At 38.8% G+C, this 12,029-nt stretch carries 9 protein-coding genes; all 9 read right to left on the bottom strand.

From position 1 onward, the window contains the following. Positions 1 to 6: 6 nt before the first annotated feature. Positions 7 to 1,545, bottom strand: coding sequence for an alpha-N-arabinofuranosidase (locus EGI26_RS11455; RefSeq protein ID WP_255078455.1), 1,539 nt, complete (start codon positions 1,543 to 1,545; stop codon positions 7 to 9). Positions 1,546 to 1,750: 205 nt separating this feature from the next. Next, positions 1,751 to 3,100, bottom strand: a complete 1,350-nt coding sequence (locus EGI26_RS11460; protein WP_255078456.1) for a CotH kinase family protein — start codon at positions 3,098 to 3,100, stop codon at positions 1,751 to 1,753. Between the two features lie 219 nt (positions 3,101 to 3,319). Further along, on the bottom strand, positions 3,320 to 3,655 hold the full coding sequence (locus EGI26_RS11465; RefSeq protein WP_255078460.1) for a hypothetical protein: 336 nt from the start codon (positions 3,653 to 3,655) through the stop codon (positions 3,320 to 3,322). A 69-nt stretch (positions 3,656 to 3,724) separates the two neighbouring features. Next, complete coding sequence (locus EGI26_RS11470; protein WP_255078461.1) at positions 3,725 to 5,155, bottom strand: family 43 glycosylhydrolase; 1,431 nt, start codon at positions 5,153 to 5,155, stop codon at positions 3,725 to 3,727. Between the two features lie 26 nt (positions 5,156 to 5,181). Beyond that, a complete protein-coding gene (locus tag EGI26_RS11475) occupies positions 5,182 to 5,937 on the bottom strand; it encodes an acetylxylan esterase (RefSeq protein WP_255078462.1) in 756 nt (251 codons plus the stop codon). An 82-nt stretch (positions 5,938 to 6,019) separates the two neighbouring features. After that, on the bottom strand, positions 6,020 to 7,945 hold the full coding sequence (locus EGI26_RS11480; protein WP_255078463.1) for an alpha/beta hydrolase-fold protein: 1,926 nt from the start codon (positions 7,943 to 7,945) through the stop codon (positions 6,020 to 6,022). Positions 7,946 to 7,972: 27 nt separating this feature from the next. Next, on the bottom strand, positions 7,973 to 9,085 hold the full coding sequence (locus EGI26_RS11485; protein ID WP_255078464.1) for an alpha/beta hydrolase-fold protein: 1,113 nt from the start codon (positions 9,083 to 9,085) through the stop codon (positions 7,973 to 7,975). 34 nt (positions 9,086 to 9,119) lie between these two features. Next, positions 9,120 to 10,283 carry an esterase family protein gene (locus EGI26_RS11490; RefSeq protein WP_255078465.1) on the bottom strand — a complete coding sequence of 388 codons (1,164 nt, stop codon included), beginning with the start codon at positions 10,281 to 10,283 and terminating at the stop codon, positions 9,120 to 9,122. Positions 10,284 to 10,356: 73 nt separating this feature from the next. Further along, entirely contained in the window at positions 10,357 to 11,979 is a 1,623-nt protein-coding gene (locus EGI26_RS11495; protein WP_409035365.1) for a glycoside hydrolase family 43 protein, read from the bottom strand. Positions 11,980 to 12,029: the final 50 nt, after the last annotated feature.

Consider the following 12,029-nt stretch of genomic DNA (forward strand, 5'->3'; position numbering starts at 1 on the left):
ACTCTTTTATTTCTTTAAAGTCAAAACTAATACAGAATAAGCAGGTATCGAAAGTTTCAAAACACCTTTTTCTAGTTTCGTACCAGAAAAATCTTTTACGGATACTTTGTTTGGCTGCTCAAAAGTATTGTGATCGCTGATGTTTGATGATGCCAAAATTTGCCCAGAAACTTTAGAAAAATCTTCACCTCTCAGACTGATTGTAATTTCGTGTGATTTGCGGTAATCAATATTGGTTATTGAAATATTCAATGCTCCCGAAGCGTCTTTTGATGCCGACGAAGAAACGGCTGTCAGTTTTTTACCACTGAATTCGTAAGTTGGCGATTCAATGGTCATGGGCACAAGTGTAGCATCTTGATGCACATTATACATTTTCATGACGTGAAATGTCGGAGTGAGCAACATTTTTTCTTCATTGGTCAAAATAACCGCCTGCAAAACATTGACGATTTGAGCTAAATTTGCTCCACGAACACGGTCTGCATGATTGTTGAATATATTGAGCGTAAGCCCTGCAATCATGGCATCACGCATGGTGTTTTGCTGATACAATGCTCCTTTGCCTTCGGCATCGGTGTCGTACCAACCGCCCCATTCGTCCACAATCAAATCAATTTTTTTCTCAGGGTCATATTTGTCCATAATGGTGCTGTGCTTGGTCACAAACTCTTCCATCTTCCAAGCTTCTTGCATGGTTTTGAAATAAGTTGATTCTGAAAAACCCACCGAAGGGCCTTTGGTTTCTACCCAACTCAACACCGAATAATGATGCAATGCCAGTGCCGACATCTGACTATGCGGAATGTTTTTCATCAGCGTTTCTGTCCAATTAAAATCATCGCTACTTGCACCTGAGGCCACTTTGTAAAGTTTAGATTCTGGCGTAATGTCTTTCATAAATGTAGCATACTGACGATAGATATTCGCATAATACTCAGCCGTCATGTTTCCACCACAGCCCCAAGCCTCGTTACCAACTCCCCAAATTTTTACATTCCAAGGCTCTTTGCGTCCATTCTGGATTCTAAGATCAGACATTGGACTGCCAGTTGGCTGATTTACGTAACTTACCCAGTCTGCCAAATCTTTTACTGAACCACTCCCTACGTTACCAGCCAAATATGGCTCTGCCCCGATTCTCTCACACAAATCTAGAAAGTCGTGTGTACCAAAACTATTATCTTCGGTTACACCACCCCACCAAACATTCACCATTTTTGGGCGATTTGCTTTTGGACCAATACCATCTTTCCATTGGTAAGCGTCTGCAAAACAACCACCTGGCCAACGAAGGTTTGGCACTTTTAGCTCTTTCAAAGCTTGAATTACATCATTTCTTACACCTGCTGTGTTTGGAATCTTGGTATTGCTTTCGCCAATGTACATTCCTCCGTAAATACACCTGCCCAAATGTTCAGCAAAATGGCCATAAATATGTTTATTAATTTTGGTTTTGGCCAAATCAGTATTTAGTGTGATTTTGGTTTGTGAAAACCCGCTAATACACACCAATACAAAGGCTATTAAAAATAACTTTTTCATGATACAAATTAAGATTGAAACATAGATTGTGTAAAATTAACACAATCTAGTATTTTTAACAAAAATTTATTGAAATTATTATATTCTCTTAGGCAATTCAAATTTTGACATGAAATAATTAGTTTTCGAAAGAGAAATATCAAAACAGTATGCAAGCCTTGCATGTTAAAATATTCATAAAGCGTTTCAATACCTAAAAATACAATTACTCTTTTACAAAAATCGAAGCCGCGGTATGCCTTTCATTGATGTATTTGTCTAAACTCAAAACAGATTGAGTAAAACTTTGGGCGTTGGATAGGTGGCTATAGGGAGGTTTTTCTAAGGATGGTTCCATGAAATTAGGTTGTAAAATCGTTTTGTGCTTTTCGAGATATTCCTTCATTAAAGCTGGGTTAAAATGGCTTATTATGAACTCTTTAACTGAAGATTTATAAAAAGCAAAATATTCCGAATCATCGATCAAATAGCGTATTAACGGCCATTGACTGGTAACTTCATTCATATCAAAAGATAGGGCCGTTCGGTTGTTACCGCCTTTCATCTGAAAAGAGAGGTTCAAATCATAAGGCAAATAAGATAGTCTGCCATCAATATTTGCCAAAAAATAATTGTGCGTTATTTGCCCATATCCATCCCAGTTACCGACTGTATTGTTAACAGCCAAATACTTCAGAAACCTTTCTACATCAAAAATTGCCTCCAAATCCTTTTTCCATTGTATTTTATCAGACAGCCGATTTCCGTTATTAAGGACGGTTACTAATCGTTTTACATCTTCATAGTCGGCTTGTTGCTTATTGTTTTGTTTTTCGAATAATGTCAAATTTAAGTTTTGAAAACTCGACTCGGGTTTGTAAACGTTACCGACTTGTTTACCTGTTTGATTTTCCACCAAATGCTCGGCTACGGCTTCAATAACTTGATAAACCCCACAATATTTTGAACCTTGACCAAAGTCAATATAAACCTTATAATTAGCCACCTTACATGCCAAAACTCCACTTTCTCGAAATAGACTAGTCAATAGTTTTTCTTTCATGAAAGTGTTGTCACCAAAACTTGGAGAAAATGATAATTCTCTGAAACCATAAAAACGTTGATTCTTGACTTCTTTATGTTCATCCTCAAACTCATCAAACTGAAGTTTGAATGGTAATTTGTAAATACCGCTTCGCCAACTCGAACTTAAAGATGCATTACCTTTTAAGCGAAACCCCACTTTCTTCCACGTATTTTCTCCTTGTTTAACCTCCGTCGACACATAAATAGGATCTCCTGGAACGGCATCAAGATTGGTAGCTTGCATGGGTGTAACACCCGGAATTGCAGTTTGACTACCAAATTTTCGGGCGATTCGACTCTCCATGTCTCGTTGAATTCTCTCCCAATTTTCTACACCTATGTGAATGCTAATCGTTCTGACTTCTTCCTCAGGAAAGACCCATGGATAATCTGGACTGCTTCCAAAAGCCTTTTGAACATTGGGGTCGATGCTTTTATCACACGAAAACAGACACATTAGCAAAATAGCCACTAAAAACGCAGACCGCATATTTGAGTAGATAATGATTATAAATATAGAATATAAATAGGGAATCCAAGCATCTCACCTATCGTCAAATATAGCTGAATTAGCCATTATCTTTTTTATAATCGGTCAAAAAATTCTCTAAGCCGCTATCGGCCAATGGATGTTTAATCTATGCAACATAGCACTCAAAGAACCAATCTCTAGACCCAAAAACAGAATCAATTGATTGGTACTTTGTAATTACTGCTTGGTAATTTTCATTTCACCACGCTCACTTTTCAAAACAATTTCTTTGTCTGAAACTATCTCGCCAGTGTAACTCATTTTGTTACCATTTAAAGAAATACTGTATGAAATCTTTTTGCCATCAATAAGGCCTTCTTCCAATGTGGTTTCTCCAAATTGCGTTTTCCAAGTTCCTGTTAACTTGTTACCTTCTGCTTTGAAAGTGTAGTTTACTTCAAAAGTGCCATTTGGCGTTTCACGGGAACCTTTCCAGCTACCATCAATCGGGTTTTGGGCAAATGCGACTAAACTGGCAATTGATAAAAATAGAGAAAAAAATAGCTTTTTCATAATTGAAAAATTGAGTTTTGGTTGAACATTTATTTAAAATAATCTGATTTTAAACTTTACAAAGGACTTTTAATGCACCCTAAAGTTCCATTTAGAATTATCGCTTGCAAAGTCGAATTCGGCAAGCGATGGCGTGCTATCTCCTGCAGATACCAATGCCAATTTTTTATTTGAATTGGGTACTATTTTGGGCATAATTCTGTACGTACCATCGGTCAGTTGATCTATTCTCCATAATTGTTCTGGGCTACCTGTAAAGGCGGGGACAGTTATTAACTGAGCATCGGCAGTTGCGGTTAATGCTCGTTCTGTGCCTTCCAATACAATTTTGTAATAAGGCCCGCCTAAATAGCCCGTAGAATCTGGAGCATCCGTAATAGTCCATTTTTGGTGCGGTCTGTGCATATAATCTCCAATTCGTACATTGATGTTACCATTTGGCCAATTTTTAATTACATCAGCTAATTCCTGATTAGGAACTGGTTTGATAGGGTCGTTATTAACTTGGCCAAAACCTCTTGGTGCATTCGCCATTCTTGTAAAATCTACTGCCAGTTCTAAACCATATCCTCTCCTTACCGATTCTATTTCATAAGTTCCCTCTTTAAATTTTTCACCAGCTACTGGCCACCCATCTTTCCAAACTATAGGAAGAATACCCAACACACTACGACCGCTCTGATCTAAATCCGCCTCATAATGGATTGACATTTTTTCAACTCCTTTTTCAAGAATTACTCGTCCAAAATGCCCAGGACCAATCAATCTCCCACGAGTGGCCACCACCATTTTACCACCGCCTTCCATCATGCTTCTGCCAACATTATCAATGTAAGGCCCGGTTACTTTTTTAGAACGACCGACTACTACGTTGTAAGTTGAGTTTGCACCGTCGCAACAACTGCCATGGGTAGCAAGCAAATAATACCAGCCATCTCGATAGATCAAATCTGCTGCCTCGCACACTATGGCCACATCGACAGGTTTATTTCCTGCCTTGAGTTTTCCTGTTCTTGGATCTAACTCTATAATGCGAGTGTATCCATAATAAGTGCCATAAGCCAACCAAAGGCGGCCAGTTGTAGGGTCTAACATGATGCCTGGGTCGATGGCATCGTTTTCTTCATAGCCGTCTGAAGTAGCCACTATGATCGGCTCAGAATATTTAAAATCGGGCGATTTTGGATCTAGTGTTTTATTCCACATGGTATAAATGATACCCTTGTGTGAAGTACTGCCACCAGTTGCTCCATAAACCACCAAATATCTATCGCCAATTTTTATAACATCTGGGGCTGCTCCCCCACCTGGTCTTACGGCCCCGCCGTGCCATGTCCAACCGTCGTTGGAGATTAACCCTCCGCCTCCTGTTCCGAAGGTGTAGAATTTCCCTTCACACTCTACAATGGTTGAAGGGTCATGTATGAAAGGTTTTCCAATTTGACCTTTAACTGTATTTGTGAGTAATATTGATAAAAAAACTATTAGTTTAAATTTCATTTCTTTGCTAAAATTTGGATTAGACTTTAATTTTTGCTGATGCTGATGCTTTTAACAGGCTTGCCTTTTTCATCAATAAAACGAAGACAAAAATTGGCCATGCCTGGGCCATTAATTACTGCTCCTCGAATAATATTTTTACCCTTTTTTAAGGTTAATAATGGTGAAGCCACATTGTCAACAATCATATCTCTGTCACCAGAAAGCATGAGAACTTCTTTACCATTGAGCCAAAACATTCCTCCCGAATTACAGCCAGCAGTCATTCTTACATTCTGTATTTCTTCTGGACAGTCAATTACTGTAACCAACCAAAAAAGTAATCCATACTTCGGTTTGTTGATGTCATAAGAAAAATTGAACAGATTAAAATTAAAGGTTTTACTATCTAAACCATACCATTTGAGATCTTGGTTGCCTACTTTTACCATTTCGCCATCTTTAGGAACTACCAAATAATTATCCAAAAAATTATCTGTCTGAAATGTATTTCGGAGATAATTGTCTGTGAAGATATTATTTCGTGCTATGTCCTTCTTGATTGGTTCTAAAACCAACCACCTATGAACAAAACCATTGGTATAGGGTGCTATTTTAGTGTTGGTAGCAGTTGAAAAGTGCCTGCTTAAAGTATGTGTTGTATCACCTTTTATAGGAATTGGCGGCAAAGGAGGTCTTTGAAAACCAGGCGGTTGTCCTGTAGCTGTATTTACAAAAAATTGTAAACTAAACAGCGTAAAAAATGCCAAAACTGGATGCAATGATTTGCGTATTTTATTCATTTTTTGAATTATTAAAATATCTTTAAACTTATTTTAAATTGTACAGATTTTTTCTTTTTGTCAAAAAAATCACATTCGCCTTCTATTTAAAAAGCAACTGCGAAAACAAATAAATATCATGTCTCCAAACCGGCCAAGTATGCCCTCCGGAGTACTCGCTGTATTTGTATTTAATGCCCATTTCGTCAAACTTTTTCATCATAACTAGGCCATTGGCGTGAGCAATGTCTTCTTTGCCACCTTGCGAAATCCAAAATTCTTTGATGTTTTCGTTAATAGTGCTGCTGTTTTTTGCCATAAATTCATACTGAGGGTCAGAAAGTTTGGTGTTGTTTGCCCACCAACCCGAGCTGAATACACCCAAATACGCAAACATATTGGTGTTTTTAATTCCTGCATGCAGCGTTTGTAAACCACCCATTGAAAGCCCTGCTAAAGCTCGATTTTTAGCGTCGGTTTCTGCTCTGTAATTACTTTCTACAAACGGAATCGCTCCGTTTTTGAGCTCGTTTTCAAAGGCTCTCAGTTGTTGTTCGCCAAAGTTGGCAATACCTCCTCCACCACCGACATTGCCGTCTAGCATGGCGATAATCATTGGTTTGGCTTTGTTTTCAGCTATAAGATTATCCAAAATCAAATCTGTTTTTCCTTGCGTAGCCCAACCACGTTGGTCTTCGCCACCTCCATGCAAAAGGTACAAAACTGGGTATTTTTCAGTCGACTTGTCATAACCTGGCGGGGTGTACAAATACATCTCACGCCAAGAATTACTTGCTTTTGAAAAATACTTTTTGATGCGAATATCACCATGTGGCACATCTTTCAAAGCATAAAAACCACCTTCTTTGTACGGAATTTCTATACCACTTGCTTGGCGACCCATTCCGTAAAAAGTTTCGCTAGCTGGGTCTGCCAAAACTACACCATCAATAATTAATGAATAATAATGAAAGCCTCTGCTGATTACATCAGTCGTAACGTTCCAAAACCCACTCGTGTCTTTCACCATATCGTATTTTTTACCCAAATCAATTTGAACTTTCTGAGCATCAGGGGCTTTTACTTTGAAAATTACTCGATTATCGGGTAAAATTTGAGGGTATTTTCCATTACGAATGTTGGTAGCGGCAGGCGTTCCCAAAACAGTATATTGCTCCAAAGAAGTATTATCGACTGGTTTAAACAAAAACTGTGAATATATATATAAACCGTTTTTCCAAACTTTAAAATCATGCCCACCAGTTTCTAAATAATAAATATGTGGAACGTCATTTTGATACAAATAATCGTGTGTGCGTTTGCTGAATCCTATAAGTCCGTCAGCATCTCCGCATGATATGAAAAGTAGTTTCAGTTTTTGTTTAGTGGCTTCAATATTGGGTACTAATTCTTGTGGAACTTTGGTATTAGGTGCCGAAGAAAATCCTCCAACCCAAGAAAATTTATCCAAATTTCCCAAACCGAAATTTAATGACTGGCCACCACCCATCGAAAGACCAGCAATGGCACGATTGTCCTTATCGGTTAGCGTAGGATATTTCTTTTCGATAAAAGGAATAAGGTCATTCAAAAGGTCTTTTTCAAAATTTGCAAAAGCCTGAACTTTGTCTGGAGCCATAATATTTCCGCCATTGCGGTCGTCTTTCATGGCACGACCGTTTGGCATAACCACTATCATGGGTTGAATTTTACCCTCGGCATAAAGATTATCCAAGATATTTTGTGGATTTGCCCCTTTGAACCACTCTAAATGGTCGCCACCAATTCCGTGAAGGAGATAAAATACAGGATATTTCTTCTTTTTGTCGAAACCTGGCGGTGTGTAAACCAATGTTTTACGCTTATTGCCTACGGTTTTTGAGTCGTAAAGCACCGTGTCAATTTTGCCTTTGGAAATGCCCATTTTTTCTTGTTCGTAGCCTTTGGGCATTTCTTTTTCCATTTTTTGTGCAAAAACCAAGTTTCCACACAAAATAAGAAAGGCAAATAGTGAGGTTAATTTTCTCATAATATTTTTAAAAATAGTAAATCAATTTTATTTAAAAAGCAAAGGAGCCATGGCCAACAAACTGCGTCTCCAAGTCAGGAATTCGTGGCCAGTTTTGTCAGAAACATAAGAAATAGCATTGAAACCACCTTCTTTCAATTTCGTTGTGGCATCCAAAATTCTTTCTGGTCTTTCTTTGCTACCTGCACTCAAAAAAATCATTTTTACTTTCGATTTGTCTTTAATTTCTTCGGGTGCATAAGTGCCTCCACTTAGCAATCCATAATAAGCAAAAACGTCTGGTTTATTGAGCGTTATGGTTTTGGTTTCCATGCCGCCCATGCTCAAGCCCGCCATTGCACGGTGCGATTGTTTGGCAATTGTTCTGAAATTGGCATCTACATAAGGAATGAGTTCGTCAATCAAAACGGTTTGAAAAGGAACAATACTAAAGTCTTTCATTTTGCCCCATTTCACTTCGTTGGTCATTCCGTAAGTATTCACAACAATAAATGGCTTGATTTTTCCTTCTGCAATCAAATTATCCATTATCAAATTGGCGTGCCCTTGGTTCATCCATGCGGTTTCGTCCTCGCCCCAACCGTGTTGTAAGTAGAGCACTGGATATTTGGCCTTTGTGTTTTTTTCATAACCTGGAGGCGTGTAAACAAAGGCTCTGCGTGAAGTATTGGTGCTCGGTGAAGGAAAAAGCACTTGCTGAACGTGGCCATGCGGAACGTTTTTTAAGGCATAAAAGTCACGGTCGTGGGCTGGGATTTCGATGCCACTTTCCCAACGAGTTGACCCATAGAAGTTTAAAGCGTTGGGGTCGTTGAATTTTCCACCGTCAATATTTACGTTGTAGTAATGAAAACCTTCATCCATTGGACCGTCGGTAGTTCCCATCCAAGTTCCGTCGTCAGCTTTTTTGAGTTTTGTACCACCTTTACCGCCAAGTCCTAAACTTACTCTCACGCTATCTGCAGCTGGAGCAACAATTTTGAAGCGGGCGTAACCTTGAGAATTTACCATAGGGTATTCTTGCCCGGGTTGGTTGAAGGTGGAAGGTTTGAAATCCTCCAAAATCGAGGTATTTTGAGCAAAGCAAATACTACTTGATAAAGCAGTAATAAAAACAATTTTTCTGAGCGTATTTTTCATTGTTTTTTATGAGGTTGAATAATTATTTTGAATGTCATTTAAAAAGCACCGGCAAAGTTTCATTGAGATATTGCTTCACATTCATCCAAGTATGTCCACCTGGGATAGCATAAGTTTTAACATTTATTTTCTTATCTTTCAAATATGCTTCCCATTCAGTTGTGCCTTTGTACAAGAAATCTTCAGTACCGATGCCCGACCATAAAAGTTTGAAATCTTTGTTGGTTTTAGCAGGATTTGCCGTAATGTTCGTAAAACTTTTGTCCATTTCGGCAGGAGAAATATATGACGCATAGCTACATACGTAAGCGAACTTATCGACATTGTTGAAGGCAGCACGGAGCGTTTGGCCGCCACCACGAGAGAAACCACCGATAGCACGGTTATCACGGTTGGTAATTACTCGATAATTTTTCTCGACGTAAGGAATAATGTTCGTAATAAGGTCTGTTTCAAATAATTTCATGCGTTTGAGGGCATCTTCTCCATCACGACTCGTCACATCGGCAGGCTTGTCTTTGCCAGTTTGTTCGGCAATTTTAGCCATCGGATTGCCATACGGCATCACCACAATCATGGGTTTTGCTTTGCCTTCGGCTATCATATTGTCAAGCATCAAATTTACTTTACCCACTTTCCAGAAAGTTTCTTCGGTATCGGTGGTACCACTAATGAGGTAGTAAACCGGATATTTTTTCGATTTTTCTTTGGTGTAACCTGGCGGTGTGTAAACCACTATCGTACCAGTTGAGCCTTCTACCGAAGGATATAATTCATACGAAAGTGTTCCGTGAGGCACGTTTTTCAAAGCATAAATGGCAGGTACATCCGATGGGATTTCTACTAAACTACCCTTGAAACGCTCGTTTGGAAACAAATAGACATTGGCTGGGTCGTTTACAGTAACTCCATCTACTTTAAAACTATAGGGGTAAATATCAGGTTTTATGGGTCCGAAAGTTACCGACCAAACGCCATCAGCGTTCTTTGTCATGGGTACATCTACTGCACCAAACTGTCCGCCGCCTAATAAAACGATGGTAGCATTAGGTGCTAAATAAGAGAAAGTAACAGTTTTATCAGCGTTTACTTTGGGCGAAATTACGTAAGGACCACGTGGTGGTTGGCCACTAGCAAAATAGGGTGAAGCCAAAACAGCGGTTATAACTAATAATCGAAAAATTGAATTGAGTTTCATTTTAAAATAGATTTTGAGGTTGAATATTATTTAAAAAAAATCATAAAGTTTTACCCAAAAATGCGACTCGTAATTATTTCAAAACGGCATCATCACCGCTGTATTTCAAATACTTAAATGTGGCATTATTGTCTGATTTTTCACCGTTTGAAGTAGCATACATCGCATAAACATTTCCAATAAAACCACCTGAAAATTTGGTTGATAAGTGTTTTCCATCCAAATTTTCGGCAATGATTTTGTAGTCTTTGCCATTTTCTGAAATCTCGAAATCTACTTTATCGGCTTTTGAAGTTATTTTAAAATTCAGTTTTCCATTGCCCACAGCCACGCTGTTTATTAGTTCTACTTCTTTTTTGCGGTGAACACTTTTGTATAGTTCTACCTGTGTTTTACCATCTTTGATAGATTTTGCCAAAAAGTAAAAATGGCTTTCATCTTGATAAATCACTAAACCTGCCTTCTCTTTTTCTGTTTTTGGCGTAAAATTCAATTCGGTTTCGGCAGTTGAATACATGTGCTGCTGGCGTTTCGCTACAAAAGATGGATTACCCAGTTCTGAAATTGTTTCGGGCTTTAAGTTTAGGGTAAGGCCATTCTTTTTTGAAGTGCTAAATGAGTTTTTATCAATGGTTCGCAAGTGCATCAGGGACAAGTCAAGCCCTTTATCGAACTTCATAGTGTAAGAAAAATTGCCATTTTGTGGCAAAGCACCTTTTTGTTTTACTTCTTTGATATTGGTTTTGTATTTGTATTCGATGGCTTTTTCGCCGTGCTCAATCATTGGCCAGTCGTTTACCCAAGTAAGCGGAGCAATAAACATTTCACGACCAGTATTGTAATAATCACCTTCGTAAGGGCGAACAGCCAAGAAAATTGAGTACCAATTTCCATCTGGACCTTCGATAAACTGGGCGTGTCCTGCCGAAGTAATTGGATTAGGACGATCGGCAGGTAAGCCTCTTTGTGTTAAAACAGGGTTTCCTTCATATGGCACATACGGCCCCCAAATATCTTTGCTACGCAAGGCCACTTGCGAGTGATTGACCGATGTTCCGCCCTCGGCACAATACAAAATATACCAATCGTTACGCTTCAAAATATGTGGGCCTTCAATCCAAACTGGTTTTTTGGTAATATCTACACCACCGTTTATCAATTGCTTTTTCTCTCCGACAGTTTTCAGGTTTTTGTAGTCAAACTCATACATTTGTACGGTACGATGACCCGAGTAAAGTGGCTTATTGTCAGGAGCATCACTGTTGTAAACCACATAGGCTTTATCGGTGGCTTCGTCAAAATATATAGAAGGGTCAATGCCACGGACTTGGGGCATTTTTACAGGGTTGCTCCATGGTCCTGCTGGGTTAGTAGCAGTTACCACAAAATTGCCGTCGTGGTCAATATCGGTACATGTAACATAGTAAATGCCTTTATAATAAGTAATCGCAGGAGCAAAAAGTCCACGGCTCATACGTTCGCCCATGAAATCCATCTGTGATGGTCGGGTGATTACGTTACCTATTTGTTTCCAATTTTTCAAATCACGGCTGTGCATGATGGGCAAACCTGGGAAATAAGAAAAAGTAGAATGTACAGAATAATAATCTGCCCCAACTTTTACGATACTTGGGTCGGGATAAAAGCCTGTTAAGATTGGATTAGTTAGGGTTACTTGTGCAGTTGCAACATTCATCGAAAACCACAAAAGTGCTATGCCACAAATTTTTGATACTGTTTTTAACA

The organism is Lacihabitans sp. CCS-44 (assembly GCF_024343735.1).
Classification (GTDB): Bacteria; Bacteroidota; Bacteroidia; order Cytophagales; family Spirosomataceae; genus Leadbetterella.